Source organism: Mycobacterium sp. SA01, assembly GCF_041287105.1.
GTDB lineage: Bacteria > Actinomycetota > Actinomycetes > Mycobacteriales > Mycobacteriaceae > Mycobacterium.
Window position 1 is genome coordinate 793,029 of the sequence record NZ_JBGGNO010000020.1, and the last position, 25,926, is coordinate 818,954.

Genomic DNA, 25,926 nt, shown 5'->3' on the forward strand with positions numbered 1-25,926 from the left:
GCTCTTGACTGAGCGTTCAGTCTATGCCACGGTCTTGAGGTATGGCCAGCAGTCGCAGTGCAGACGTCGTGGTCGTCGGTGGCGGAACTGTCGGGGCGTGGACGGCCGTGCAATTGGCCGAACGCGGCGCAGGCCGCGTGGTGCTCCTCGAGGCTCAGACACTCGGTGACGGGGCCAGCAGTCGCGCCGCCGGAATGGTGCGCGCACAAGGTGGCACCGAGACCGCGATCCGGTTGGGGCTGCGCAGCCAAGAGTTCTACGCCACCAGCGGGGATCGCTACCCACTGGATTGTGGCTTCGTCGCGCAGGGCTACCTGATGCCGTGCTTCACCGATGCCGAGGTGCACCAGGCACACGATCGGATTGCGTTGCAGCGCCGACTCGGACTGGCCGTCGAATGGCTGTCCAGTTCCGACATTGACGACCGGCACACGGGTTTGGCGCCCGGAGTGACCGCAGGCGGCTCGTACGCGCCCGGCGACGGATACATCAACGCGCCGCGCAACGTGCTCGCGTATACCGCTGCGCTGACCGCACATCGAGTGGATGTCCGGGAACGCTGCGCCTTCACCGGTCTGCGGGTGGCCAACGGGCGGGTGGTCGGCGTCGACACCTCCGACGGTCCGATCGACACCGGCCGCGTCGTGCTCACCGGTGGGCCGATGCTCGGTGAGGTCGGCGCGGCGGCCGGTGGGCGCATCCCGGCGGGCGGCACCCGCCACCAGGTCGTGGTCACCGAACCGCTGCGTGACGGCGACATCGACGATCTTCCCATGGTGTTCGACGTCAGCGAAGGAATCTATTGGCGCCCCGGGGAATTCGGAGGCGTGCTGTGGGGGATGAGCAACCCGGACGAACAGCCCGGCGCGGCGACCGAGTTCGACTGGACCTACTACCAGAAAGCGCTGGCCCGCATCGAGTCACTGTTCCCGGCGGTGCGCGGGCTGGGCCTCCGGCGCACCTGGGCGGCGACGATCGACTACACCAACGACCATCTACCGATCCTGGGTCCGCTGCTGACCGACGACGGTGCGATCGACGGCACCGTGGTGGCCAGCCCCGCCGGTCACGGCATGATGTGGGGCCCCGCGGTCGCCGAGGCGGCCGCCGACGTCACGCTCACGGGTAGGTGCGACTGGCTGGATCTGACCGACCTCGGCCTCGACCGTTTCGATGCCGACGGCAACAGCAGGCTCGAGCCCGAACCGATCTCCCTCCCGTTTCCTGAACATGCCTGACACGAAAGGCTCCCTCTCATGACCGCTGCTGTGCTGACCACCGTCCTCGCCAATGCTGCCGACGCCGAACTCGAGGATTGGGGACCGCTGGAGGAGGCCACCGCAGATCCGATGGCGACGCACGGTCTCGAGGTATGGGTGGACGGCGACAAATCGGCCGGCATCTGGCAATGCGCCCCCGGCCCCTCGCACTGGACGCTCGAGGTCAACGAGATGATCTATGTGGTGTCCGGGCGGATGACCGTCACCCCCGACGGCGGCGAGCCGAGTGAGGTCGGCGCGGGTGACCTCGCGGTCTTCCCGGTCGGCTGGACCGGCACGTGGGTGATCCACGAGACGCTGCGCAAGGCCTACACGATGTTCTGACTCGGTCACCGGGCGCGCGGGATGACCAACGCGTCGACAGCCACCACCCCGCTGGGCGACACGATCACCGGGTTGGCCTCGGCGGCGTCGAGGTGCTCGCCGAGTTCCATTGCCAGCTGCGAGAATCCGACGACAGCATCGGCCAGCGCGTCGATGTCCGCCGCGGGTGCGCCACGCCAGCCCGCGAGCAGCGGCGCGCTACGCAACGAGCGCACCAGCTCGCCGGCCGCCTCGCGGCTGACCGGCGGACAGGCGACCGCGCGGTCCGCCAGCAGCTCGACCAACGTCCCGCCTGCGGCGACCACGAGCATCGGCCCGAAGTTGTCGTCGCGCACCACACCCAGCGAAATCTCCACGCCCGCAGGTGCCATCGCGTCAACGCTGACGTCAGGTCCCAGTCGTTCGGCCATCTCCTCGTAGGCCACCCACAGCGATTCGCGGTCACGGATGCCGAGAATCACTCCGCCGACGTCGCTCTTGTGCGCGGTACTCAGTGTTTTGAGCACCACCGGATAGCCGACTGCTTTCGCGGCGGCCAGCACCTCCGCGACGCTGTGAGCGGGATATGAGCGGGTGACCGGGATGCCGTAGTCGGCCAGCAGCCGGAAGGCGGCCGGCGCGTTCCACTCGGCCGCAGTGAGGGCGGCCGTCCAGCGCTGTGCCCGCTCGGTGTCGATGCGGGGGAGTGCCGTCGAGACCGGTAGCGGCCAGCGGGCCAGATGACCGAGGGCTGCGATGCCGCTGCGCGCGCCTTCAAGGACTGGAATGCCGTTGCTGCGCAGGCGCGTTGCCGTCGGGCCGTCCACCGCCGACGGTACCGAGGTCAACACCGCCAGCGCGGCGTCGGTGTCGGTGGCGACGTCGAGCATCGCATCGGCGTAGGCGGTGTCGCCGTCGAACTCGGTGACCAAGTCGACGGCCAGTGCGGTCACTGCCACGCCGGGATCGTCGACCAGCGCTCGCAGACAACCGCCGAACAGCGCGCGGGTGTCGGCGCCGGTGCCCCAGACGTCCAGGGGGTTACCGGGGGACAGTCCATCGTCGAGCAGTCCTGCGAGTGTGTGCAGCGTCGGTGCGGCGAGTTCGGCGAAATCCACCGCCAACTCGTGGGCCAGGTCGGCGCAGAGCGCACGTTCGGCCCCGGAATCATGCACTGTCGCGATGCCGCGCGCGCCGCCGCGTCGCCGACGGAGCGCCTCGAAAAGTTCGATGGTGTCGACGAATTCGGCCAGGTCGGTGACCCGGATCGCGCCGGTGTCGGCGCAGAACGCCTGCCAGCCGGCCGCGTCGCCGGCGAGCGCACCCGAGTGCGCGGCGACCATGGCGCGCCCGCGCGGGGAATGCCCGACCGGCAGGATCACCACGGGGATGTCGCGCTGCGCGGCGCGGCGCAGCCCGGCTCGCAGCCGTCCCACCGACCGGGGTGTCTCCAGCAGCAGGGCGATCATCGTCGTGCCCGGGTCGTCGACGATGTAGTCCACGTAGTCGGCGGTGTCGGTGACCAGCTCCTGACCGGACGAGACCGCCATCCGGAACCCGAAGCCGCGAGACGCCCGCAGTATGGTGGAGAACGCCGACCCCGAGTGGGTGACCAGCGAAACACCCCCCGGCGGAAGGGGATCCGGCTCCAGATAGCCCAACGCGCGCAGTCCGGTGACATTGTTGACGAACCCCATACAGCCCCCGCCGCACACCGCCATCCCGGCGTCGGTGGCGATCTCCGCCAGGGCTTGGCGCAGCGGGCCGCCGTGCGCGGAGCCGAAGATCACCGCCGACTTCGCGCCCACCGCCGCCGCACCTTTCAGCTCGGCCGGCAGGGCGGTGTCGGGAACTCCGAGCAGCACCAGATCGACCGGCTCGTCGAGCGCGGACAGCGACGGGGCACAGGTGACGCCGTCGATGCGGTCGTAGCGCGGATTGACCAAGTGCATTCGCGCCGAGCTGCGGCGCGCTTCGACGATCATCCGTTCCCCGAAGCTGCCCGGTTTCGCCGAGGCCCCGACCAGTGCCACCGAGCGGGCCTCCAGCATGGCGGCGACGGGACCTCGCCGGCTGTCGCTCATCGCCTGCGGAAGCGCTTCTTCTTCGTATCGGCCAGCGCGGCTCGTGCCGCCTGCCAGCCGGGGATACCGCAGACGCCACCGCCCGCGTGGGTGCCGGAGCTGCCGTTGTACAGCCCGGAGATCGGCGTGCGGTAGTCGGCGTAGCCGGGCGCGGGCCGCATGTGGAACAGCTGCTCCAGGGACAACTCGCCGTGGAAGATGTTGCCGCCGATGAGGCCGTACTCCTGTTCCATCTCATGCGGCCCGACGATGTCGCGATGCAGGATCGAGGATTTGAAGCCCGGTGCCACCTGGTCATACAGATCGATCAGGCGGTCGGTGTAGGCATCCAGCTCCGCGGTGTGCGGTTCGTTCGCCCAGTCCGCGGGCACCCACTGGGTGAACAGCGACATGATGTGTGTGCCATCGGGATTGAGCGTCTTGTCCAGCGTCGTGGGAATGACACCGTCGCTGAACGGCATCAACGCCGGTTTGCCGACGCGAGCGTCCTGGAATGCCGCCTCGATGTATTCCATCGTGGGCGCCATCTCGACCGAACCGGTGTGGTGCTCGGCCTGCCCGTCGCTGGGATCGGCGGTGAAGTTCGGCAGCTCGGCCAAGGCCAGGTTGATCTTCACCACGCCGCTTCGGGTCTTGAAGTGTTCGATATCGGCGACGAACTCCGGGGGCAGCTCGGTGCGCGGAATATGATCCAGGAAGGCGGTTTTCGGGTGCAGTGTGGTGACGACCAGGGGTGCGCGCAGCTCGTCGCCGTTCTCGAGCGCCACGCCCTCGATCCGCCCGCCCCGCACGAGCATTCGTGAGACGCGGGCCTTGGTGCGGATCTCCGCACCGAAGCTGCGGGCCGAGCGGGCGATGGCTTCCGACACCGCACCCATGCCGCCCTCCGGATAACCCCAGCTGCCGAGCTGGCCGTCACCGACGTCGCCGATGGAGTGGTGCGCCATCACGTAGGCGGTGCCGGGCTCGTACGGTCCGGCCCAGGTGCCGATCACACCGTTGACGGCCAGAGCGCCTTTGATTTGCGGTGATTCGAACCAGTCGTCGAGCAGATCGGCGATGCTCATGGTGAGCAGCCTGGTGACGTCTCCCATCATCCGGGTGGTCATGCCGCGTTGGCTCCAGCCGAGCTTGGCGAGCTCGAAGAGATCCGACGGCTTGTGCGATCCGATGTTGGGCGGCACCTGGGTCAGCAGTGGCCCCATGACGTCAGCGATCCCTTCGAGCCAGGCGTTCCACTTCGGCCAGGTGTCGGCGTCCTTCTTGGAGAACTTGGCCAGCTGCTCATAGGTGCGGGCCGGGTCGTCCTCGTAGATGGTCAGTGACCCACCTTCCGGAAACGCCTGGTAGTACGGGCCCATCGGGTGCACCTTGTAGCCGTGCCGTTCCAGGTTCAGATCCCGCACGATCGTCGGTGGCATCAGGCTCATCACATAGGACAGCCGGGTGACCCGCAGATGCGGCGCGTCCTCCCACGGCGCCTCGGTGGTGGCCGCGCCGCCCAGCGAGCCGCGCGATTCCAGCACCACGGTGTTGGCGCCCGAGCGCGCGAGGTAGGCCGCCGAGACCAGCCCGTTGTGCCCGCCGCCGATGACGATGGCGTCGTAGGTGTTCGACATGACGCGTCACTCCCGTTCACCCCACTCGGGGCCTCTTTGACTGACTGTTCAATCTAATCGAGTGTTAGGCTTTCAACAAGAGCCGGCACCGGCGCCGCAGAGGGGAGTACGACGAGATGGCAGATCCCGCACCCGCCACCGAGAACAATGAGGCGAGGCGCATCCAGATGTTGCGTGCCGCAGCGGAGCTCATCTGCGAACGCGGCTTCTCGGAGACCAGAATCTCTGATGTGGCCAAACGGGCCGGGGTCAGCTCGGCGTTGGTCATCTACTACTTCGGCACCCGGGACCGGCTGCTGGTCGACGCGCTGCGCCACTCGGAGGAATCGTTCTACGAAGCCGCCGAGCAGATGCTCGCCGAGGTGCCGTCGGTCCGGGAACGGTTGTCCTTGCTGATCCAGTGGACCTGTGTTCCCGAGGCCGAGAACGAGATCCCCGGGGCGTGGGGCCTGTGGTTCGATCTGTGGGCGCAGGCATTCCGGCACGACGAAGTCAAAGCAGGCCGGGTGGAGCTCGACGCCCGCTGGCGCCGGATGATCGTCGACACCGTGGAGTCGGCCGACCTGAAGTCCGACGTCGACGCGAAAATGTTCGCCCTGGAGTTCTCCGCTCTGCTGGACGGCTTGTCCATCCAGGTGGCACTCGAGGATCCGGAAGTCGATTCGAAGGTGGCCTACGAGATCGCGATGCGGTTCGCCGAACGCGAACTTGACCTGCCCCGCGAGAAGCGCACCCTGGTCGCGGCCGGCAAGGGCCGGCGCTCGCGTTAAACCGGGCCCGCGACCAGATCCGCTGCCGGATCCTTGATCACGACCGCTGCACTGCGGGCCAGGACCCGTACCGCATCTGTCGAACACACACAGGTGATGGGCATTCCGGCGTCGTAGGCAGCCGACCCTGGACCGTACCGGTTGGGGACGTCGACGACGAGAGCGGTCGGCTCGCCGACGTCGACGTGCACCTGGGTCGACGCGCCGTGGTAGACGACCTGGGCGACGGTACCGCGGATCACGTTGTGTCCCGGCGATACCGGATCCTCTGCAGACTGCAGGGCGATGCGCTCCGGCCGGATCACGATCGCGGCAGGCCCGGGCCGGCACGAGGCGTCCACCTCGGCGCCGAGACGTGTCGCCAGCGCCGAGCACAGCGCCGCACCGTTGTTGTTCTCCAGCACGTCGGCGTCGAAAATATTGGCCGCACCGAGGAATCCGGCCACATAGGTGGTTGCCGGCGCGGAGTAGATCTCTTGCGGCGGACCGACCTGTTCGACGCGGCCCTCGGCCAGGACGGCGATCTGATCACTCATTGTCAAGGCCTCGTCCTGGTCGTGGGTCACATAGACGAACGTGATCTCGACCTCGCGCTGAACGGCTCGCAACTCAAGCTGAAGTTGCTTGCGCAGCTTGGCATCCAGCGCGCCGAGCGGCTCGTCGAGCAGCAGCACCCGGGGCTGCAGCACCAGTGCACGGGCCAGGGCGACGCGCTGTTGCTGGCCGCCGGACAGCTGGGTGGGGCGCCGTTTGGCGAACTCGTGCATCCGGACCAGCTCGAGTGCCTCACCGACACGGCGTTTGATGTCCTGCTTGGGTGCCTTCTGGTAGCGCAGGCCGAACGCCACGTTGTCCCAGACCGACATGAACGGGAACAGCGCGTAGGTCTGGAAGACGGTGTTGACCGGTCGCTTGTGCGGCGGATCCTGCGCGACGTCGCGGCCGTCGAGTTCGATACGTCCGGAGTCGGGCTTCTCGAATCCGGCGATCATCCGCAGTGTGGTGGTTTTGCCGCACCCGGATGCCCCGAGCAGCGAATAGAACTGTCCAGCTGGGATATCCAGGTCTATCCCCGTCACGGCGGGAACGCCGTCGAATGCTTTCGCCAGCTGATGCAGCCGGATGGCGCCGCCGGTCACCGGCGGCCGTCCCGACAGCAGGCGGTCAGGCTGCCACCGCCTCGGCCAGCCGGGCGAAGTTCGCGGCGAACCGGTCGACATCGGCTTCGTCGTGCTGAACAGACAACAACCATTGCTCCACCTTGCCCCACGGTGGTAGGAACACACCGCCATTGTGCTGCATGAGCCAGTGCAGGTGGCCCAATCGGTCGTCGATGTGCAGGAAATCGCGGAAGTCGTGGACCGGCTCGCGCTTGAACGTCACGCAACCCTTGGCTCCGACAGTCACCACGTGCCAACCGTAACCGTGTTCGGACACTGTCGCCTCCAGAGCGCCGCGAAGCCGCTGCGCCAGCGACGCCATCCGGGCGTAGGCCGCCGGTGTGAGCACCTCTGAGAGGGTGGCCCTGGTGGCGGCCATCGCCAGCGGGTTGCCGTTGAAGGTGCCGACCTGTTCGTACCGGCCGTCGGCGATCGCCGACATCACCGCAGAAGTGCCGCCGATCGCGGCGACTGAAATGCCACCACCCAAAGCCTTTGCCAGACAGACGATGTCGGGAACCACGCCGGATGTCGCCGTGATCCCACCCGGGCCGGTGGTGAAACCGGTCTTGACTTCGTCATAGATCAGCAGGGCGCCGTCGGCGTGCAGCAGGTCGCGAATGGCGGCCAGATAGCCGGCATCGGGTGGGATGATGCCGGCGTTCATCATCACCGGCTCTACGATCATCGCGGCGATCTGGCCGCGGTGCTCGGTCAATGCCCGGGCCACCGCCTCGGGATCGTTGAACGGAACCACCACCACCAGATCACGGATCGCCGCCGGGATGCCAGTGTTGCCCGGCACCCCGATCGGGTGCTCGCGCGGACCGACCTGGTCGGCCTCGGGGAGCACCGAGACCTCCACCGAGTCGTGATGGCCGTGGTAGCAACCTTCGACCTTGATGATGAGGTCCCGCCCGATGACGGAGCGGGCGAGGTGCACCGCGTCCATGGTGGCTTCGGTGCCGGAATTGGCGAAGCGCCACAACGGCAAATCGAACCGTCGGGCCAGCTCCGTCGCGATCCAGATCGCGTCCTCGGTGGGCTGCGCGAAATGCGTACCGCGGCGGACCTGCCTGCTGACCGCTTCGACGATCGCGGGGTGCGCATGCCCGGCGATGGAAGCGCCGTAGCCACCGTGCATGTCGACGTACTCGGTGCCGTCGACGTCGTAGATCTTGGAGCCCGCACCATGGCTCATCCAGACCGCCTGCGGTTGGGCGATCTGCCAGTTCGACGTGGCCCCGCCGGCGAGGTGTTCGCGTGCGCGGCTGATCATTTCGGTGCTGCGTGGCTGGCGCGCCAGGAACACCTGCTCCTGGTCGGCGATCAGTCTGTCGACCGCATCCTGAACCGGGCTCTCGATTGTCGGCGAAGCCACTCCGGGCACCTTCCGCTCGATTAGCGTGCGGACCTGCGAAAAAGCCGTCCGACATCTATTGACTGAGCGTTCAGTCTATGCCAGAGTCCAGGGAGCGATCAAGACTCGAAACCACGGAGGCGCGGATGCCAGCACCCATCGGTCCCGGCCCGAACCGTCGGCAGTTCCTCCAGCGGGCCGCTCTGCTGGCCGCGGGGACTCCCGCGCTCGTGGCATTTCTCGACGCGTGTTCCAAAGGGGGGCAATCAACTTCGGCTCCCACTCTGAAGATCGCCTCACCGCAGAACCCGGTGAAGTGGGACATACCCAATGACAACAAGCCGATCGCGGACGGGCTGGCGCCGGAGAAGGGTGCGACGCTGCAGCTGTACAGCTACGCCGACTACATCGCGCCCGACGCGATCAAGTCGTTCGAGGACAAGTACGCCACCAAGGTGGCGGTGTCGACGTTCAACGACACCGACGAGGCCATCACCAAGATCCGCGGCGGCAACGTCGACTACGACATCTACTTCCCGAGCTACGACCAGATCAGCCGGCTGGTGAACGGCGGACTGGTCCGTCCGCTCAACCACAGCTATATCGGCAACATCACCAATGTCTGGCCGTTCTTCGCCAACCCCTGGTACGACCAGGAGTGGCGCTTCACCGTGCCCTACACCGTGTACACCACCGGCATCGGCTGGCGCACCGACCAGGTACCCGCCGACATCGGCGCGTTGAAGAACCCCTACGAGTCGCTGTGGGATCCGGCCTACAAGAACAAGACTGCCGTCATCGACGACTGGCACACCGCGATGGCGATGGTGCTGCTGAAGCTGGGGATCACCGACGTGAACACCTCCTCGGCCGACGATCTGAAGAAGCTCGGCGACCAGCTGACCGAGCTGGTGAAGGCGACCTCACCCAAGGTCACGGTCACGATGTACAGCGACCTGCCCGCCGGCCAACTCGGACTGTCGCAGATGTGGTCCGGAGACATCGTCAACGCCGTCAACTACCTCCCGGAAGGAACGGGTCCGGAGATCCTGCGCTACTGGTTCCCGTCGGATGGCAAGGGGCTGGTGGACAACGATCTGATCGTGCTGCTGCGTGGCGGCAAGAACCCGGTGCTCGGGCACCTGTTCCTCAACCACATGCTCGACACCGAGGTGGCCAAGCAGAACTTCAAGCAGATCGGCTATCAGCCGCCGCAGGTGTCGCTGAACCCGGACTCGCTTGTCGCGGACGGCTTGGTCCCGGAAAACCTGAAGAGCGCGATCGTCCGTCCCGAGTACTTCGATACCGGGTACCGGCTGTTGGAACTGGACGCGGCCAATGATGCTGCCTGGCATAATGTTTGGCGGGCTTTCAAGGCCGGGGGATCCTGACCGCGGTGCCGCGCACGCGCAACAGCCGGCGGTGGCCTCTGCTGGCGATGCCCGGCACGCTGTGGCTTGCGCTGTTCTTTATCGCGCCGCTCTACGTGGTGCTGGCCATCGTCTTCGGCCAGGTCGACCCGATCTTCCGCACTCCCATCCCGGTGTGGAACCCGTTGGAATGGGACTCCTCTCAGTTCGCCTATGTGCTCACCCACATCGTCGGCGCCGACGGTGTCTACGGTCCGGCGCTGGTGCGCACCGCGGTGTACGTCGTGCTGGCCAGTGTCCTGTGTCTGCTGATCGCGTTTCCGGTCGCCTACTTCACCGCGCGGCTGTCGGGCCGGTGGGCGGGGGTGCTGCTGGCCGCGTTGATCGCACCGTTCTGGATCAGCTACATGATGCGAATGCTGGCCTGGGTCAACCTGCTTCAGGACGACGGCATGGTGAACCGGCTGTTCAGCCTGGGCGGCCTGTTCGACGTCAACGTGCACTGGCTGACCGGGCAGCCGGTGGTGGTGGTGCTCGGCCTGGTGTACGGCTATGTGCCATACATGATCCTGCCGCTGTATGCCGGCCTGGACCGGCTGCCTCAGGCGACTCTGGAAGCCGCACGGGACCTGGGTGCCAACAGGTTCGGGTCGTTCTGGCGGGTGACGTTGCCGATGTGCCGGCCGACGATCGTGGCCGCCGTGCTGCTGACCTGCTTGCCGATGCTCGGTGACTACTTCACCTCCGACATGCTGTCGGCGTCCCCGAAGACCGCGATGGTCGGCAACCTCATCAACGACAGCGTGCAGTCGCCCGGCCAGACCGGGCAGGCCGGTGCGTTTGTGATGCTGGTGCTGATCGTGACCGTGGTGCCGATGTTCTACTACGTGCGGGTGACCTCCCGCGGCGACGAGGTGTCCTCATGAGAGGCCCGCTGGCGTGGTGGCGCGACCCGTGGCGGCCGCCGTGGGTCCTGACGGCGGTCACCGCCGGCTATCTGGTGTGGTCGCTGCTGCCGGTGTTGATCGCGGTGGCCTTCTCCTTCAACGACGGCAGGTCGCGAACCAACTGGCAGGGCTTCTCCTTTCGCTGGTACTGGGGTGACGCAACCAAGTCGGTGTGGCACGATGCGTCGCTGCATACCGCTCTGCTGCAGACGTTGAAACTCGGGGTGATCACCACGCTGATCACGGTGCCGCTGGGTGTGTTGTTCGCCATCGGCATCGACCGGTGGCGTGGGCGGTTGCCCGCCGGCGCCAACTTGATGATGCTGGTGTCGTTCGTGGTCCCCGAGGTGTTGCTCGCTGTCGCTTTGCTGTTCGTGATGACATCGCTGGCCTTGCCGTTCGGGCTGGGAACCTCGGCGCAGGTGATCGGTCTGGTCACGTTCCAGATCGCCTACCCGGCGGTCCTGGTGCGAGCCCGGCTGGCCACGATCGGTTCCCAATACGAAGAAGCCGCAATGGATTTGGGTGCGTCCCCGATGCAGGCACTGCGGCGGGTGACGGTCCCGATGCTGTTCCCGGCTATCTTCGCCAGTACGGTTCTGGTGTTCGCCGACGTCATCGACGACTTCGTGCTGGTGCGCTATCTTTCCGGAAACTCGGCCACCGAACCGGTTTCGGTGAAGATCTACAACACTGCCCGCGCCGCACCGACCCCGGCGCTCAACGCACTGGCGACTCTGTTGCTGGTTGCGGCGCTGATAGCGGTGACCGTGGGATACCTGGTGTACCGCCGACTGACCCGCGGCGACGACACCGCGGGCGGCGGTATCGCCGCGTTCGCCGGGGAGGCCTGAGCCATGCCATCTCTGGACCTGCGCCGGTCGTCGGACTAGTCTGACTGTATGTTCAAACAGACTCCGGCGCCGGTGCCTGCCGATGGCCTTGCAGCCTCGCTCGCCCCGTTCGGCCAGTCGCGGATGTTGCCGCGCGAGGCCTACGTCGACAGGGCAGTCTTCGAGTGGGAGAAGCACAACATCTTCGGCGGCTGGCATTGCGTGGGTCATGCCGGCGATCTGGATGGTGTCGGCGCCCAGAAGGCGGTCGGCTCTGGTTCGGACGGAATTCTGTTGGTGCGCGGCGAAGACGGCCGGGTGCGTGCGTTCGCCAACGTATGCCGCCACCGCGGTCACGAACTGCTTGCCTGCGGTGCGAGCGCCAAGCGGCGCGGGATCATCTGCCCCTACCACTCGTGGTCGTACAAGCTGAACGGCGAGCTGCGCAATGCGCCGGCCTTCGACGACGTCGGCGGCCCCGACCCGGTCGAATTCGGTTTGACCGAACTGGCGTTGGTGGACTGGCACGGTTACCTCTTCGTCGATCCCAGCGGCAGCGACGGCGATTTCGCTCTCCACATCGCGGGACTGGAAGAGGTCGTCGGCCCCTACCGGACCGAGGATCTGACGGTCGTCGCGCGGCACTCCTACGAGTTGGAGACCAACTGGAAGGTGATCGTCGAGAACTACCAGGAGTGCTACCACTGCTCGACGATTCACCCCGAGCTGTCCAAGATCAGCCCACCGACCAGCGGCGAGAACATCGACCTGCCCGGCGACTGGATGGGCGGCTGGATGGGCATGATCGACGAGGCCGAGACGATGTCGCTGAACGGGCGAAGCGGCGGCGTGGCGATCAAGGGCCTGTCCGACCACGAGCTGCGCACGGTGATGTATCTGGTCGGGTTCCCCAACCTGCTGGTGAGCCTGCACCCCGACTATGTGATGACCCACCTGATGACACCACTGGCCGTCGACCGCACCCATGTGGAATGCGCGTGGGCCTTCCCCAAAGAAGCATTGGACAAGCCCGGTTTCGACCCGTCGTACGCGGTGGACTTCTGGGACCTGACCAACCGGCAGGACTGGGCGGCATGCGAGTCGGTGCAGCGCGGGCTGAGTTCGCCGCACGCAAAGCCGGGCCCGCTGGCACCCGACGAGGACGGCGTCTACCAGTTTGTCACCCGGGTCGCGCGGGCCTACATGGGATCTCGCTGATCGCGTCGGGCTGGTAGCGTCCAAGCTGGTCGAGGACGCCGGGCGCGAGAGGAGGCCGCAATGGCCAGCACTCTGCCCGCCGACCCCTCGTTTGAGCAGCTGGTGTCGGAAGTCCGCGCCCTGCACCGCGAAGGCCCCCGGCCACTGTCGCTGGACGACGCGCACCAAGCGATTGCCCGCCGGTACGGGTTCAGCGGCTGGCCCGCGCTCGTCGAGTTCATGGCGATCGCCGACCAACTCGCGGTGCACCCCGGTGGCATCGACCCGGCTACGTTGGGCGTAGCCGACCAGTTCTGCTCACTCGCGTCATTGCGCTACGACCACACCGACGCCCCACCACGCTGGCAGGCCGCTGCGGCATTGCTCGAGTCCAATCCTGCTGTGCCGCAGCATCATGTGTGGGCCGCCGCGTCGGCGGCCGACCCGGTGGCACTGACCCATCACCTGGAGGATCAGCCGGAACTGGTCACCACGCCCGGCGGACCTTTCGGCTGGGTACCGCTGCTGTATCTGTGCTATTCGCGGGTCCCGTTGCCGCACAGGGAAACTGATGTCCTGGCCGCGGCCAGTGTGCTGCTCGACGCGGGCGCCGATCCCAACGCCGGCTATCTGTGGCGCGCCCTGCCGACACCGTTCACGGCGCTCACCGGAGTGTTCGGCGAAGGTGAGCAGGGGCCCGGGCGTCAACCCCGGCACCGGTTTGCGACCGCCTTGGCACGCCTGCTGCTGGAGCGCGGTGCCCATCCCGCCGACCAGCAGACCCTCTACAACCGGATGTTCCGCGCCGACGATTCGCACCTCGAGCTGCTATTCGACCACGGCCTGGCCGACGCCGGTCCGAGTCCGTGGGAACAGCGCCTGGGTGAGGCGATGGAGACCCGCGACCAGATGTGGCAGCGCCAAATCGACTGGTCCGCCGAGCATGGCTTCGCAGACCGGCTGGCCCTGCTGGCTCGCCACGGGATCGACGTCTCGGGGGCCGAGCTGGTGCACCCGCCGTTTCCCGACGACCCGAACGTCCGCGACGCCGACGGCGCCACGCCGCTGCATCACGCGGCGTGGAGCGGCGACCTGGACCTGATCCGTCGGCTGCTCGACGCCGGCGCGGACCCGGACCTGGTCGACTTTCGCTACGGGACGACGCCTTTGGGCTGGGCGCAGCACGCCTACCAGACCGACGCGATCGACTACCTGGGCAGCTGGCAGACTCACACGCTGTGACCACGAAACGAGCCTTGATACTGGCCGGCGGCGGTATCGCCGGTATCGGCTGGGAGACCGGCATTTTGCGCGGGATCGCCGACCGGTCGCCGGATACCGCGCAGAGCCTAATCGACTCCGATGTGCTGGTTGGAACCTCGGCCGGTTCGACCGTCGCCGCACAGATCAGCAGCTCGCTGTCGCTGGAAGCGCTCTTCGAACGCCAGACGGCGGAACCCTCATCGGAGATCGACCCCGGGGTGGACATCGAGGAGATTTCCGCGCTGTTCCTCACGGCCATGGCCGAACCCGGCGAGCTGACCGAGAAACTTCAGCGGATCGGACGCATCGCGCTGGACGCGCCCACCGTCGGTGAAGCCGTGCGCAGACGCGTCATCGAGGCGCGACTTCCCGAACACCGTTGGCCGGACCAGGATCTGCGGATCACCGCCATCGACACCGCTACCGGGGAACTGGTGGTGTTCGACTCGTCGTCGGGGGTTGACCTCGTCGACGCCGTGGCCGCCAGCTGCGCGGTGCCCGGTACCTGGCCGCCGGTGACGATCGGCGACCGGCGCTACATGGACGGCGGTGTCAGCAGCTCGGTCCACACCGCGGTGGCCGCCGACTGCGCGAAGGCTGTTGTGCTGGTGCCGGCGAGCGAATCAGCGCCGTCGCCGTTCACCCACGGCACCGCGGCCGAGATCGCCGGCTTCGGTGCGCGAACATTCGCCGTCTTCGCCGACGACGCCTCCCTGAACGCCTTCGGTCCCAACCCGCTGGACCCGCGCTGCCGGATCCCGTCGGCGCTGGCCGGACGCGAGCAGGGCCGCCGGGTGGCGGCGGCCGTCACGGAGTTTCTGGCGTGATGATGATTTCCGGACCGATGTGGCGGTAGCCGTCCAGCGCTTTGACGGCCAGTTCGCGACCTAGCTCAATGATCTCGGCGGCGCGGTGGAAATCCAAACTGCGGCAAGCGGTTCGGGGCACCTCGATGAGCAGGTCCGGGGGATAGGCCGCCATCTGATGGCGAGCCAGTGCGGCCTGCGCGATGTCGATCGTGCGGTTCATCACCGCGAAGCTGCCCAGCTTGGGGATCGCAGCTTCACGTGAGCTGTCGATCAGCTGATCATCGCTGCTCGGCTCGACATCGTCGCCGTCCTCCGACACCGAACTGGTTCCGAAGCGGCTCAGCATCGACCTGGCCGCGGGAGTGTCCAGAAGCGAACGGGCGGTGTTGGTGTCCAACAGTGCCGACGTGCTGCGCAACAACCGGCCGAGCCATTCGGTGCTGGCGGCGGATTCCGGAGCTTCGGTGTCCTGGCTGCCTTCCGGGTCGGGCCCGGACAGGCTGATCGCGATCGTCAGATCGGCATTGACGGCGGCGATCGGGGCCAACGGCAGCGGGTCGAGGATTCCGCCGTCGGCCAGCAGCCTGCCGTCGAGCACGTGCGGTGCGATCACGCCGGGGATGGCGATCGAGGCGCGGATCGCGGCGTCGACCGGACCGCGTTGCAGCCACACTGATTTCCCCGCGATGAGGTCGGTGGCCACTGCCGTGTAGGGGATCGGCAGGTTCTCGATGGTGACGTCGCCGAGGATGTCCCGGACCGCGTCGAGGATCTTCTCGGCGCGCAGCACGCCGGCCGCGGTGATCGACGGATCGAGCAGCCGCAGCACAGCTCGTTGCGTCAACGTCTGCGCCCACTGTGCGAATTCGTCGAGCGACCCGGCCGCGTGCAGGCCGCCAACCAGCGCGCCCATCGACGATCCGGCGACACCGACGATCTCGTAGCCGCGACGGGTCAGCTCGTCGATCACGCCGATGTGCGCGTATCCGCGCGCACCGCCGCTGCCGAGCGCCAGAGCGACCCGGGAGTTGGGGGTTTGGTCGGGCATGGGGTCCATTCTGCTCACCGACAGCGGAAGGGCACCCCTTTCGGGATGCCCTTCCGTGGTGGCGCGTGTCACCGCGCCGCGCTCAGTCGCGCTGAATCACGTCGATGGTGCCGAGCTTGTCGCCGCCAACGGTGTATCCGAGCGAGTCGATTGTGGTGTCGCGGGCGTCACCGGGCCCGCTGGGGGCGGCGGCCGCGGGGGCGGCCAGGCCGATGACGAACGCGCTCATCGCGGTGCCCAACAGGCCCGCGACCGCGTACTTGGTCATGATGATGTGCCTCTTCTTCGTTTTCCTCTGCTGCCGGCTTTCGCCGATCAATTACAAAGAGGTAAACCGCGAGGTCAGGCAATTAATTCCGGTGGCAGCAACTGAACGACAGGTGGCAGTAATCGTGCGCTGCCGCCGACTTTTGCTACCCGTGATCGAAAGGATCAGCAGCCGCCCTCGGCGGCGGCCTTTACCGCGATGATGACCGCGGCCTGCTGCGCCGTCGACAACTGGCCCCAGGTGCTGTTGAACGTCGCCGGGCCGGGGGCCGCGTTGCCCTGCACTTCCTTCAGGAACGGTTCGACCAACGCCTTAGGGTCGCCGCCCTTGGCTTCCATCCACGTCTTCGTCGCCATGCAGGCCTGCGCATATTGTTCTTCGGTCGATTCGGCGGGCACGTCAATCCGGGTGGTGACCCCACCCGGCGAGGTGCCAACCGTGCCCGACGGTGCGGCCGCTTCCGTCGACTGCGCCGCACTGCTCGACGGCGCCGAAGTTGTTGAGGGGGACTGCCCGCCGCCGCCCGACGAGCATGCCGTCAGCACGGCGGCCACGCCTGCGACACACGCCGCGGCGGCGGACAGGGAGCGACATCGGTCGGGGCGCATCGTTTCAATCTATGCAACACTGGCGGCCATGACGGAGCGGACCAGGTCCAGGGAGTGTTGTCGGTACTAGCCGACCCCCCGATCTGACCCTGCAACGTGCGGAAAGTTTCTCGTCATGCCGTATTCGGGCGCTGCCCTTTCACTTGCCACATTCCCGTCCATCGCACCAGCCGTCTCCGCACCCACCCGGCTGCGGTTGCCCGACCTGATGCACGCCACCGATCAGTACGCCGACGGCGTGCTGCGCGGCCAGTTCGACGGGCTGCTGCCCGCCGGTGGTCCGCCGAGCGACGAACGCTGGTTCACCCGGTTGCACGCCGACGACGAACTCGACGTCTGGCTGATCAGCTGGGTCGCCGGCCACACCACCGAGCTACACGACCACGGCGGATCGCTGGGCGCATTGACCGTGATCTCCGGTGCGCTGCACGAATACCGTTGGGACGGTGAGCGATTGCACCGCCGTCGCCTCGACGCCGGAGACCAGGCGGCCTTCCCTCTCGGGTGGGTGCACGACGTCGTCGGCGCACCGGCCGTAGCCGCACCCGCCTCTGCCACACTGAGTGTGCACGCGTATTCGCCGCCGTTGACGGCGATGTCGTATTACGAAGTCACCGAGCGTAATACGTTGCGCCGCACCCGCACCGAGCTGACCGATGCACCTGAGGGGAGCTGATCCGATGAGCAGCCGAATCGACCGCGTCCTGGCTGATGCCAGGGCGCGACTGAACCGGTTGCCGGCTGAGGAGATTCCGGCGGCACTGCGTCGCGGAGCCATCCTGGTCGACATTCGCCCGGCCGCACAACGCGCCGCCGAAGGCGAGACGCCGGCCGCGCTGGTGATCGAGCGCAATGTGCTGGAATGGCGCTGCGATCCGACCAGCGACGCCCGGTTGCCTCAGGCGGCCGGCGATGACGTCGAGTGGGTGATCCTGTGCTCGCAGGGGTACACCTCGAGCTTGGCCGCGGCCGCGTTGCAGGACCTCGGACTGCACCGTGCCACCGACGTCGTCGGCGGCTATCAGGCTTTGGCCGCAGCCGACGTACTCACCGAGCTGCGCGAATTCACTCCGGCGCCTTGACGATTCCGCGCAGGCGCTCGGTCTTCTCCGGCGTCCACCCCGGCGGCTGCAGGATCGACGCCCACGCGTTGACGACGTCGCGCACGTAACGGTGGCCGTGCCCGTCGGGAACATCGACGGCCACCGCCATGTCAGCCGACACCTGCAGGAACGTCACGATCGGAATCCAGTACATGTCCGGCGATACGTCGTACCCGCGTGCCTCACGTAACCAATCCGGTTCGGCGAACAGCAGATTCGGGTTCCACCAGCTGATGGGGTCGGATGCGTGCTGGAGGTAGACGATCCGCGGGTAGCCCCACGGCTTGTCGGGCCGGCCCAGATTGTCGGGGCGTGCCGCGAATCGGATGTTCTGGCCGTCGTCGAAGATCGGCAGCCACATCGGGGATCCGGCGTCGCGATTGACGGTGACGTCGTCCCACATCGTGTTGTTGAACGTCGGACCGGAGAACAGCGCCCCGTCGGTGCGGGCGATGATGTTGTTCGGGCTCAGGAACGGCGCCTCGCCGCCAAAGGATCCGAGGCTCTCGCCGAACACCACGATCTTGGGCCGCTGAGCCTCAGGCATTTCGCGCAGACGTGCGTCGACCGCCTCGAACAGCGCCTGGCCCGCCTGCCGGGCGTTCTCCTTGTCGACCAGGAACGACAGCCAACTCGGCAGGAACGAGTACTGCATGCTGACGATCGCGGTGTCGCCGTTGTACATGTATTCCAGAGCAGACGCTTCGGCCTCGTTGATCCAGCCGGTGCCCGTCGTGGTCGCGACGGCGATGACCTTGCGCTTGAATCCGCCGGCGCGCTCCAACTCTCGCGCGGCAAGTTCGGCGGACGCCTTGATGCCGTCGGCGGAGTTCTTGCCCGCGTAGGCCCGGATCGGTTCGACCGCGGGGGCTCCGTTGAATGTGGTCAGTTCTTCGACGGAGGGTCCACCGGCGACGAACACGCGGCCCTGGTGGCCGAGGGTGTCCCAGGAGACCAGCGAGCCCGGGCCACCGGAGCGCAACGGGGTCTTCGGGGCCGGGTTGTCCGGATCCATCTCGTCGTTCACCGAGGCGAAAGTGCTGTTCAGGAAGCTCATCCCGCCCCTGATCACCACGCCGTTGAGTATCGCGATCGTCAGGCTCAGCAGCAGCACCACCACAACCACCGCTGAAACACGCGGTGGCGCATACCGATTCAACAGGCGAACCAGGTATCTGACGAGTCTGCCGACCAGCTGGCCGATTTCGACGAACAAGAACAGCACGACCACGCCGATGATCGCGGCCTGCGGGTAGTTGTACCACTGCAGCCGCGGCACACCCATCAGGTCGCGAACGTGGTCCTGCCAGATGTGGAACCAGTAGATTGTCACGACCAGCCAGACGATTCCGACGGCGACCAGCACCGGCCAGGACCACCGCGGCGGACGCGGGCTGGACGGCCGCGACAACATGAACCGCACCAGCCACACGGCGAACACGCCCAGCCCGTAACCGACCGAGCCGGCCGCACCGCTGACGAGGCCCTGGAACAGCGGTCCGCGCGGCAGCAACGACGGGCTCAGGGACAGGCCGAGGAACACCAGGCCGACAGCCGTTCCGGTGAAGGTGTACCGGCGCTGCCACCAATCCGGCTTGCTCTCCGGGGCAGGCGCCGGGTCGGCGGCCTCGGTCGATTCCGACTCGGTGACGGTCACGTCAGCACCTTAGCGGTGCGTGAAGTTGGCAGGGCGCTTCTCGGTGAAGGCGGCCATTCCCTCGGTCTGGTCGTCGGTGGCGAACGCGGAGTGGAACAACCTGCGCTCGTAGAGCAGGCCTTCGGTCAGCGTGGATTCGAAGGCACGGTTGACCGCCTCCTTGGCCATCCGGGCGGCCGACCGTGACATCTGCGAGATGGTCGTCGCGACGGCTTTCGCCTCGGTGAGCAGGTCGTCGGCCGGTACCACGCGTGACACCAGGCCGCTGCGTTCAGCCTCGGCGGCGTCGATGGTGCGGCCGGTCAGGATGAGGTCCATCGCCTTGGCTTTGCCGATCGCCCGGGTCAGCCGCTGCGAGCCACCCATGCCGGGCAGCACGCCCAGTTTGATCTCGGGTTGGCCGAACTTTGCGGTGTCGGCGGCGATGAGGACGTCGCACATCATCGCCAGCTCGCAGCCGCCGCCGAGGGCGTAGCCGGCGACCGCGGCGATGGTCGGGGTGCGGACGGCGGCCAGCTTGCCCCACGCCGCGAAGAAGTCCGCGTCGAAGACCTCGGAGAACGAGAGTTCGGCCATCTCTTTGATATCGGCACCGGCGGCGAACGCCTTCTCGTTGCCGGTGATGACGATGGCCCCGATACCCGGATCGTTGTCGAATTCGGCGGCGGCCGTGGTGACCTCGACCATCACCTGGCTGTTGAGTGCGTTGAGCGCCTTGGGGCGGTTGAGGGTGATGGTGCCGACCCGCTCGTCGCGGTCGACCAGAATGGTCTCGTAATTCACTTGTCCTCCTCGAAGGTCAGGTCCGGGTCCGCCGGCGCGAAGTACTGTTCCACATCCTGCTCGGTCACCGCGGCCAGTGACGGCGGGTTCCACGTCGGATTGCGATCTTTGTCGATGATCTGCGCGCGGATGCCTTCGACGAAGTCGTGGGAGTCCAGCGACGCCGACGACACCCGGTACTCCTGAACCAGAACGTCTTCCAGGGTGTCGAGCTCGGCGGCACGACGCACCGACGCCAGTGCGACGGACGCCGCGATGGGGGAGCGGGACGCGATGAGGTCGCCGGCTTTCCTGGCGTCCTTGTCGTCGTGGCCGCGCAGGGCGGCGACGATGTCGGCGACGGTCTCGCCGGCGTAGCATTCGTCAATCCAATGCTGTTGGGATAGAAGGTGACTGGCCGGCGGCTCGGTGGCGAACGCCTGAACGGCGGCGTCCACGCCGTCGGCGACGATCGCTTCGACGAATCCCTGGAGCTGCACATGTGGGACGTAGTGGTCGGCGAACCCGAGCGCGATGGCGTCGGCCCCGGAGAACGGCGCGCCGGACAGGGCGGCGTGCAGGCCGAGTTGACCGGGAGCCCGCGACAACAGATAGGTGCCGCCGACGTCGGGGACGAAGCCGATCCCGACCTCGGGCATGGCGACCTTGGAGGTGTCGGTGACCACGCGGACGCTACCGTGCGCGGCGACGCCGACACCGCCGCCCATCACGATGCCGTCCATGATCGCCACGAAGGGCTTGGGGTAGCGACCGATCTGGGCGTTGAGGCGGTACTCGTCGAGCCAGAAGCGGCGAGCGTCGGAACCGTCGCCGCGGGCGCTGTGATAGATCGCCACCACGTCGCCGCCGGCGCACAGGCCGCGTTCCCCCTCGCCGGCGAGGAGCACCGCGCGGACATCGTCGTCGCGCTCCCAGTCGGTGAGCGCCGTCGCGATGATCGTGACCATCGTGTGGGTCAGCGAGTTGATGGCCTTCGGGCGATTGAGCGTCAGGAAGCCGACGCCGCCGTCGACCCGGGTCAAGACTTCGTCGGATTCAGCCGTCACGGCAGAGCGGTCCTTTCCGTCGATCAAATTGGTTGGATGTCCTAGTTTTTGGAAAAGGCAAAAATACCAGTTGGCAAAAGATCGTCACCCGCCGGATGCCGCTCACAGGTAAGGTCAGGCTTCGTAGCGCCGGACACGCCGGGAAGAACGTTGTGGACTTCCTGGGAACTGGTTCCGGCAGCCGTTCGTTGACGGTGTGTTACGCGACTTCCAGGAGAGGATTCCGACGGTGCGGGAGACCAGCAACCCGGTATTTCGTTCGCTGCCCAAGCAGCAGGGCGGATACGCACAATTCGGCACCGGTGTAGCCGGTGCCCAGCAGGTGGCATACCAGGCAGATCCATACGCGGGCGCCTACCAGCCGCAAACCGGCGTCTCGCGGCCCATGACGATCGACGACGTCGTCACCAAGACCGGCATCACCCTCGGTGTGCTGTCCGTCGTGGCGGTCATCTCCTACTTCCTGGTTTCGGCCAACCTGGCCCTGGCCACGCCGTTCACCCTGATCGGTGGGCTCGGCGGCCTGGTCCTGGTGCTGATCGCGACCTTCGGTCGTAAGCAGGACAACCCGGCCATCGTTCTGAGCTACGCCGCACTCGAGGGCCTGTTCGTCGGCGCGGTGTCGTTCATCTTCGCCAACGTGGTGGTGTCCGGCGCCAACGCCGGTGTGCTGATCAGCCAAGCGGTGCTCGGCACCATCGGCGTGTTCTTCGGCATGCTCGTCGTCTACAAGACCGGCGCCATCCGGGTCACCCCCAAGTTCACCCGCATGATCGTCGCGGCCATGGTCGGCGTGCTGGTGCTGCTCCTGGGCAACTTCGTACTGGCGATGTTCGGGGTCGGCGGCGGCGAGGGTCTCGGCCTGCGCAGCGGCGGCCCGGTGGCCATCATGTTCTCGCTGTTCGTGATCGCGCTGGCGGCGTTCAGCTTCCTGATCGACTTCGACGCTGCCGACCAGATGATCCGCGCCGGTGCGCCGGAGAAGGCGGCCTGGGGCGTGGCCCTCGGCCTGACCGTGACGCTGGTCTGGCTGTACATCGAGATCCTGCGGCTGCTCAGCTACTTCCAACAGCGCTAGCCGCTTCACCGTGCAAAGCCCCGGCCTCACGGCCGGGGCTTTGTTTTTTGCGGGGTCGACCATCGAGGCAGACCTCACGGCGCTGAAAAGGGCTCTTTCGTTGCACTCCGTTCTGCCTCGATGAGCTGTGGATGGATGAACACAGCGATGGCAGGTCACCGCGATCCTGTCCGAGTGCAGCGGGTGTTCATCGGAAGCGACGCGATCGCTGCGGGCGAGCTGACGCGGTATCAACTCCGGGCCCACTGCCGACGCATATTTCCGGACGTGTACGCGTACGGAATTGGTGAACTGTCGGTTCGTGACCGGGCAGTCGCGGCTGTTCTGTGGTCTCGGGGTCGTGCGGTCGTCACCGGTTTGGCGGCGTCTGCAGTGCACGGAGCGAAGTGGATCGATTCATCGATACCGATCGAACTCGCCTATCCGAACAACAAGGCGCCAGCAGGGATCATCAGCCGCGCCGAGACGCTGTTCGACGACGAGGTGCACCCGATACCGGGTCTACCGGTTACCACCTTGGCGCGCACCGCGTTCGACCTTGCACGGCGGGGGACGGTGGGCGAAGCTGTGGCCCGAGTCGACGCGCTCGCGAACGCCACCCGGTTGAACGTCGACGACGTACTGGAGCTGCTACCGCGTCATCCCAATATGCGAGGTGTACGCCGAGTGCCCGCGGTCCTCGACCTCGCCGACGCCGGATCGCAATCCCCGCGAGAGACCTGGTTGCGGCTGCTGCTGATGGCGGCTGGATTTCCGCGTCCCGAGACCCAGATCCCGGTGCTCAGGGATGACGGCCGGTCGCGCTACTTCCTGGACATGGGGTGGCGCGATGTGATGGTCGCGGTCGAGTACGACGGCGAGCAGCATCGCCTGGACCGCGGTATCTATCGCAACGATCGGACCCGATCGGAATTCATCGCCGACATGGGGTGGCGCCGGATCCGAGTGGTCGCCGGCGACCGAACTGCCGACATCATCGAACGGACCAGGCGCGCATGGACATCGAGTCAGACCCCAGGGCGATGAAGTGGTACCGATCGTCGCTCTGAGGTCTGACTCGATGGCTGCAAGTTACGAGAGGCGCTCGATCACCATGGCCATGCCCTGGCCACCGCCGACGCACATCGTCTCGATGCCGAACGTCTTGTCGTAGGTCTGCAGGTTGTTCAGCAGCGTGGCGGTGATCCGCGCGCCGGTCATGCCGAACGGATGCCCCAGCGCGATCGCGCCACCGGAGACGTTCAGCTTGTCCTCGTCCATGCCGAGCGCCCGCGCCGAGCCGAGCACCTGGACCGCGAACGCCTCGTTGATCTCGTAGAGGTCGATGTCGCCGATCGTCATGTTCGCGTGTGCGAGAGCCTTTTTCACGGCCTCGATCGGGCCGAGGCCCATGATCTCCGGCGACAGGCCGGACACGCCCGTCGACACGATGCGCGCCAGCGGGGTCAGCCCCAGCTCCTTGGCCTTGGTGTCGGACATGATCACCAGCGCGGCCGCGCCGTCGTTCAGCGGACAGGCATTGCCCGCGGTGATCGTGCCGTTGGGCCGGAACACCGGCTTGAGCTGGCTGATCTTCTCGTAGGTGGTGCCGGCGCGCGGTCCGTCGTCCTTCGACACGACCGTGCCGTCGGGCAGCGTGACCGGCACGATCTCGCGCTCGAAGAAGCCACTGTTGATGGCTTCCTCGGCCTTGTTCTGCGAACGGACACCCCAGTGGTCCTGGTCTTCACGGCTGACGCCGGTGAACAGCGCCACGTTCTCGGCGGTCTGACCCATCGCGATGTACACGTCGGGAAGCAGGCCGTCCTCGCGCGGGTCGTGCCACTCGTCGGCGCCGGCGGTGGCTGCCTCCGAGCGCGCCATCGCATCCGCGAACAGCGAGTTCTTGGTGTCCGGCCAGCCGTCGGCGTTGCCCTTGCCGAAGCGCGACACCGTCTCGACGCCGGCCGAGATGAATGCGTCGCCCTCGCCGGCCTTGATCGCGTGGAACGCCATCCGGGTGGTCTGCAGCGACGACGAGCAGTACCGGTTGACCGTGGTGCCCGGCATGAAGTCGTACCCCAGCTCGACGGCGACGGCGCGGCCGATGTTGAAGCCCGACTCACCGCCCGGCTGACCACAGCCCATGATCAGGTCGTCGATGTCGTGCGGATCCAGCGAGGGCACCTTGTCCAACGCGGCGCGCACCATCTGCGCGGCCAGATCGTCGGGACGGATGTCGACCAGCGACCCCTTCATCGCGCGCCCGATCGGCGAGCGGGCAGTGGAAACGATGACAGCTTCGGGCATGACGGCTCCTCGTGAGATGTGCAGCTTGAGTGCAGCGAGACTGCACACGAACCTAGCTCGCGGTCACCACGATCGGTGCGGGGACCCCGGTTGTTCTGCGGCGCAGCAGCTGCGCCAGCGGCCCCAGCCGGTCGGTGAGCGCCCGCACCTCCGACTTGGTAGCCCACGGCAGATCGGGCACGGTGACACCGGTCCACTCGCCGAGGGCATGGCAGAGAGCGGGCATCAATTGGTTGGCGGCCAACGCATATCCCGCCGCCGACGGGTGGTAGCGGTCCTCGGAGAACATCACCTCGGGTGCCTGCCGGAAGTTCGGCGCCAGCAGGTCGGCCAGCGGCACCGGGACTCCGCCTGCGGCGCGCACCGCAGCGGCTTGCACGCGGGCCAGCCGCAGACCGCGGTTACGGGCCGTCCATCGCAGCGGTTGGGGGATGTCTTTGATGACCCCGAAATCCGGGCACGTCCCGACCACCACCACCGCACCGGAGGCGCGCAACCGCTGCACAGCCGCGCCAAGCCGGCGCGCCGACGGGCTGATGCCGTTGAGCGCGGTGATGTCGTTGGCGCCGATCATGATCACCGCCGCATCGGGTGGCGGGCCGGCCACGAACATCGCGTCGACCTGACCGGACAGCCCCTTGGACGTAGCACCCACGATCGCCTTGGTCGACAGCCGGATGAGCTTGCCGGACTCCTCGGCGAGGCCGCGGGCGAGCAGCACCCCGGGCACCTCGTCGGCGCTGCGACAGCCGTAGCCGGTGGCCGTCGAGTCGCCGAACACCATCAGATGGAGGTCGAACTCCATCCCGCGTTCCCAGCGCTGGACCGGACCGCCGCCCGGGGCGTAGATGCCGTCCGCCCGCGGTGGGACGTCCCAGGACTTCGGAATCACATTGCGGACCTGGTCCGCCTGACCGGTGAGCAAACTGCGCGCACCCAGGACGGCGGTTCCGGTCGAGGCCAGAACCCCCGCCGCTGCCAGCGCGGCCGTTGACTTCCGCGGAGCGCGTATCCCCACGAGCCCAGTTTAGGTGCTGCTCGGGCGTCAATT

25 protein-coding genes are annotated in these 25,926 nt (G+C 67.1%); 13 read left to right on the top strand and 12 right to left on the bottom strand.

Annotated features, from left to right (window positions below; genetic code table 11):
* Window positions 1-41: 41 nt before the first annotated feature.
* A complete protein-coding gene (locus AB4879_RS23105) occupies window positions 42-1,238 on the top strand; it encodes an NAD(P)/FAD-dependent oxidoreductase (RefSeq protein WP_370509421.1) in 1,197 nt (398 codons plus the stop codon).
* An 18-nt stretch (window positions 1,239-1,256) separates the two neighbouring features.
* On the top strand, window positions 1,257-1,604 hold the full coding sequence (locus AB4879_RS23110) for a cupin domain-containing protein (RefSeq protein WP_370509422.1): 348 nt from the start codon (window positions 1,257-1,259) through the stop codon (window positions 1,602-1,604).
* Window positions 1,605-1,609: 5 nt separating this feature from the next.
* Here AB4879_RS23110 and AB4879_RS23115 read toward each other — a convergent pair whose 3' ends face one another.
* Window positions 1,610-3,667, bottom strand: coding sequence for an acetate--CoA ligase family protein (locus AB4879_RS23115; protein ID WP_370509423.1), 2,058 nt, complete (start codon window positions 3,665-3,667; stop codon window positions 1,610-1,612).
* Window positions 3,664-5,286, bottom strand: a complete 1,623-nt coding sequence (locus tag AB4879_RS23120; RefSeq protein WP_370509424.1) for a phytoene desaturase family protein — start codon at window positions 5,284-5,286, stop codon at window positions 3,664-3,666. The genes AB4879_RS23115 and AB4879_RS23120 overlap by 4 nt, the downstream gene beginning before the upstream one ends.
* A 116-nt stretch (window positions 5,287-5,402) precedes the next feature.
* Between AB4879_RS23120 and AB4879_RS23125 the strand changes: the two genes are divergently transcribed.
* Window positions 5,403-6,056 carry a TetR/AcrR family transcriptional regulator gene (locus AB4879_RS23125; RefSeq protein WP_102808852.1) on the top strand — a complete coding sequence of 218 codons (654 nt, stop codon included), beginning with the start codon at window positions 5,403-5,405 and terminating at the stop codon, window positions 6,054-6,056.
* Here the strand turns inward: AB4879_RS23125 and AB4879_RS23130 are convergent.
* Window positions 6,053-7,195, bottom strand: coding sequence for an ABC transporter ATP-binding protein (locus AB4879_RS23130; RefSeq protein ID WP_370509425.1), 1,143 nt, complete (start codon window positions 7,193-7,195; stop codon window positions 6,053-6,055). The two genes, AB4879_RS23125 and AB4879_RS23130, sit on opposite strands and share 4 nt — an antisense overlap.
* A gap of 25 nt (window positions 7,196-7,220) precedes the next feature.
* Window positions 7,221-8,597 carry an aspartate aminotransferase family protein gene (locus AB4879_RS23135; protein ID WP_370509426.1) on the bottom strand — a complete coding sequence of 459 codons (1,377 nt, stop codon included), beginning with the start codon at window positions 8,595-8,597 and terminating at the stop codon, window positions 7,221-7,223.
* Window positions 8,598-8,722: 125 nt separating this feature from the next.
* Between AB4879_RS23135 and AB4879_RS23140 the strand changes: the two genes are divergently transcribed.
* Genes AB4879_RS23140 through AB4879_RS23165 form a run of 6 tightly spaced genes read left to right on the top strand, consistent with a single transcriptional unit; the run spans window position 8,723 to window position 15,013 of the window.
* Complete coding sequence (locus AB4879_RS23140) at window positions 8,723-9,967, top strand: spermidine/putrescine ABC transporter substrate-binding protein (protein ID WP_370509427.1); 1,245 nt, start codon at window positions 8,723-8,725, stop codon at window positions 9,965-9,967.
* 5 nt (window positions 9,968-9,972) lie between these two features.
* Window positions 9,973-10,872 (top strand): ABC transporter permease, encoded by a 900-nt coding sequence (locus AB4879_RS23145; protein ID WP_370509428.1) that lies wholly within the window; start codon window positions 9,973-9,975, stop codon window positions 10,870-10,872.
* Entirely contained in the window at window positions 10,869-11,747 is an 879-nt protein-coding gene (locus AB4879_RS23150) for an ABC transporter permease (RefSeq protein WP_102808848.1), read from the top strand. Before AB4879_RS23145 ends, AB4879_RS23150 begins: the two co-directional genes overlap by 4 nt.
* A gap of 48 nt (window positions 11,748-11,795) precedes the next feature.
* Entirely contained in the window at window positions 11,796-12,944 is a 1,149-nt protein-coding gene (locus AB4879_RS23155; RefSeq protein ID WP_370509429.1) for an SRPBCC family protein, read from the top strand.
* A 60-nt stretch (window positions 12,945-13,004) separates the two neighbouring features.
* On the top strand, window positions 13,005-14,165 hold the full coding sequence (locus AB4879_RS23160) for an ankyrin repeat domain-containing protein (protein WP_370509430.1): 1,161 nt from the start codon (window positions 13,005-13,007) through the stop codon (window positions 14,163-14,165).
* Window positions 14,162-15,013 (top strand): patatin-like phospholipase family protein, encoded by an 852-nt coding sequence (locus tag AB4879_RS23165; RefSeq protein ID WP_370509431.1) that lies wholly within the window; start codon window positions 14,162-14,164, stop codon window positions 15,011-15,013. The genes AB4879_RS23160 and AB4879_RS23165 overlap by 4 nt, the downstream gene beginning before the upstream one ends.
* Here AB4879_RS23165 and AB4879_RS23170 read toward each other — a convergent pair.
* The 3 genes from AB4879_RS23170 to lpqV all read right to left on the bottom strand — a co-directional run bounded on the left by AB4879_RS23170 (window position 14,994) and on the right by lpqV (window position 16,919).
* A complete protein-coding gene (locus tag AB4879_RS23170; RefSeq protein ID WP_370509432.1) occupies window positions 14,994-16,043 on the bottom strand; it encodes a patatin-like phospholipase family protein in 1,050 nt (349 codons plus the stop codon). The genes AB4879_RS23165 and AB4879_RS23170 overlap by 20 nt on opposite strands.
* Window positions 16,044-16,125: 82 nt before the next feature.
* A complete protein-coding gene (locus tag AB4879_RS23175) occupies window positions 16,126-16,311 on the bottom strand; it encodes a hypothetical protein (protein ID WP_370509433.1) in 186 nt (61 codons plus the stop codon).
* A 164-nt stretch (window positions 16,312-16,475) separates the two neighbouring features.
* Window positions 16,476-16,919: a lipoprotein LpqV gene (lpqV, locus tag AB4879_RS23180; RefSeq protein ID WP_370509434.1), complete on the bottom strand. Its 444-nt coding sequence runs from the start codon at window positions 16,917-16,919 to the stop codon at window positions 16,476-16,478.
* A gap of 115 nt (window positions 16,920-17,034) precedes the next feature.
* On the opposite strand from lpqV, the gene AB4879_RS23185 reads away from it, so the two are divergent.
* Both AB4879_RS23185 and AB4879_RS23190 read left to right on the top strand, forming a co-directional pair.
* A complete protein-coding gene (locus tag AB4879_RS23185; RefSeq protein ID WP_370509435.1) occupies window positions 17,035-17,595 on the top strand; it encodes a cysteine dioxygenase in 561 nt (186 codons plus the stop codon).
* A gap of 4 nt (window positions 17,596-17,599) precedes the next feature.
* A complete protein-coding gene (locus AB4879_RS23190) occupies window positions 17,600-18,001 on the top strand; it encodes a rhodanese-like domain-containing protein (RefSeq protein WP_370509436.1) in 402 nt (133 codons plus the stop codon).
* On the opposite strand, the gene AB4879_RS23195 is transcribed toward AB4879_RS23190, so the two are convergent.
* From AB4879_RS23195 to AB4879_RS23205, 3 genes are read right to left on the bottom strand one after another with little or no spacing between them, the layout of a single operon-like run.
* Window positions 17,985-19,679 (bottom strand): alpha/beta hydrolase, encoded by a 1,695-nt coding sequence (locus AB4879_RS23195; protein WP_370509437.1) that lies wholly within the window; start codon window positions 19,677-19,679, stop codon window positions 17,985-17,987. The genes AB4879_RS23190 and AB4879_RS23195 overlap by 17 nt on opposite strands.
* 9 nt (window positions 19,680-19,688) lie before the next feature.
* Window positions 19,689-20,462 carry an enoyl-CoA hydratase gene (locus tag AB4879_RS23200; protein ID WP_102808839.1) on the bottom strand — a complete coding sequence of 258 codons (774 nt, stop codon included), beginning with the start codon at window positions 20,460-20,462 and terminating at the stop codon, window positions 19,689-19,691.
* Window positions 20,459-21,508 carry an enoyl-CoA hydratase/isomerase family protein gene (locus AB4879_RS23205; protein WP_370509438.1) on the bottom strand — a complete coding sequence of 350 codons (1,050 nt, stop codon included), beginning with the start codon at window positions 21,506-21,508 and terminating at the stop codon, window positions 20,459-20,461. Before AB4879_RS23205 ends, AB4879_RS23200 begins: the two co-directional genes overlap by 4 nt.
* 229 nt (window positions 21,509-21,737) lie before the next feature.
* On the opposite strand from AB4879_RS23205, the gene AB4879_RS23210 reads away from it, so the two are divergent.
* The gene (locus tag AB4879_RS23210; RefSeq protein WP_370509439.1) at window positions 21,738-22,586 is read left to right on the top strand and encodes a Bax inhibitor-1/YccA family protein; all 849 of its coding nucleotides are present in this window, start codon (window positions 21,738-21,740) and stop codon (window positions 22,584-22,586) included.
* Between the two features lie 135 nt (window positions 22,587-22,721).
* Window positions 22,722-23,612, top strand: coding sequence for a hypothetical protein (locus AB4879_RS23215; RefSeq protein ID WP_370509440.1), 891 nt, complete (start codon window positions 22,722-22,724; stop codon window positions 23,610-23,612).
* Between the two features lie 45 nt (window positions 23,613-23,657).
* Here the strand turns inward: AB4879_RS23215 and AB4879_RS23220 are convergent, their stop codons facing one another.
* Together AB4879_RS23220 and AB4879_RS23225 are read right to left on the bottom strand one after the other, a co-directional pair.
* On the bottom strand, window positions 23,658-24,875 hold the full coding sequence (locus AB4879_RS23220) for an acetyl-CoA C-acetyltransferase (protein ID WP_102808837.1): 1,218 nt from the start codon (window positions 24,873-24,875) through the stop codon (window positions 23,658-23,660).
* A 52-nt stretch (window positions 24,876-24,927) separates the two neighbouring features.
* Window positions 24,928-25,893 carry an SGNH/GDSL hydrolase family protein gene (locus AB4879_RS23225; RefSeq protein ID WP_036343637.1) on the bottom strand — a complete coding sequence of 322 codons (966 nt, stop codon included), beginning with the start codon at window positions 25,891-25,893 and terminating at the stop codon, window positions 24,928-24,930.
* Window positions 25,894-25,926 lie beyond the last annotated feature (33 nt).

Excerpts from the sequence above, each read along its gene's own strand:
- AB4879_RS23105 (WP_370509421.1), top strand. The coding sequence starts at position 42 with ATGGCCAGCAGTCGCAGTGCAGACGTCGTGGTCGTCGGTGGCGGAACT.
- AB4879_RS23110 (WP_370509422.1), top strand. The coding sequence starts at position 1,257 with ATGACCGCTGCTGTGCTGACCACCGTCCTCGCCAATGCTGCCGACGCC.
- AB4879_RS23115 (WP_370509423.1), bottom strand. The coding sequence starts at position 3,667 with ATGAGCGACAGCCGGCGAGGTCCCGTCGCCGCCATGCTGGAGGCCCGC.
- AB4879_RS23120 (WP_370509424.1), bottom strand. The coding sequence starts at position 5,286 with ATGTCGAACACCTACGACGCCATCGTCATCGGCGGCGGGCACAACGGG.
- AB4879_RS23125 (WP_102808852.1), top strand. The coding sequence starts at position 5,403 with ATGGCAGATCCCGCACCCGCCACCGAGAACAATGAGGCGAGGCGCATC.
- AB4879_RS23140 (WP_370509427.1), top strand. The coding sequence starts at position 8,723 with ATGCCAGCACCCATCGGTCCCGGCCCGAACCGTCGGCAGTTCCTCCAG.
- AB4879_RS23150 (WP_102808848.1), top strand. The coding sequence starts at position 10,869 with ATGAGAGGCCCGCTGGCGTGGTGGCGCGACCCGTGGCGGCCGCCGTGG.
- AB4879_RS23155 (WP_370509429.1), top strand. The coding sequence starts at position 11,796 with ATGTTCAAACAGACTCCGGCGCCGGTGCCTGCCGATGGCCTTGCAGCC.
- AB4879_RS23160 (WP_370509430.1), top strand. The coding sequence starts at position 13,005 with ATGGCCAGCACTCTGCCCGCCGACCCCTCGTTTGAGCAGCTGGTGTCG.
- AB4879_RS23170 (WP_370509432.1), bottom strand. The coding sequence starts at position 16,043 with ATGCCCGACCAAACCCCCAACTCCCGGGTCGCTCTGGCGCTCGGCAGC.
- AB4879_RS23175 (WP_370509433.1), bottom strand. The coding sequence starts at position 16,311 with ATGACCAAGTACGCGGTCGCGGGCCTGTTGGGCACCGCGATGAGCGCG.
- lpqV (WP_370509434.1), bottom strand. The coding sequence starts at position 16,919 with ATGCGCCCCGACCGATGTCGCTCCCTGTCCGCCGCCGCGGCGTGTGTC.
- AB4879_RS23185 (WP_370509435.1), top strand. The coding sequence starts at position 17,035 with ATGCCGTATTCGGGCGCTGCCCTTTCACTTGCCACATTCCCGTCCATC.
- AB4879_RS23190 (WP_370509436.1), top strand. The coding sequence starts at position 17,600 with ATGAGCAGCCGAATCGACCGCGTCCTGGCTGATGCCAGGGCGCGACTG.
- AB4879_RS23215 (WP_370509440.1), top strand. The coding sequence starts at position 22,722 with ATGAACACAGCGATGGCAGGTCACCGCGATCCTGTCCGAGTGCAGCGG.
- AB4879_RS23220 (WP_102808837.1), bottom strand. The coding sequence starts at position 24,875 with ATGCCCGAAGCTGTCATCGTTTCCACTGCCCGCTCGCCGATCGGGCGC.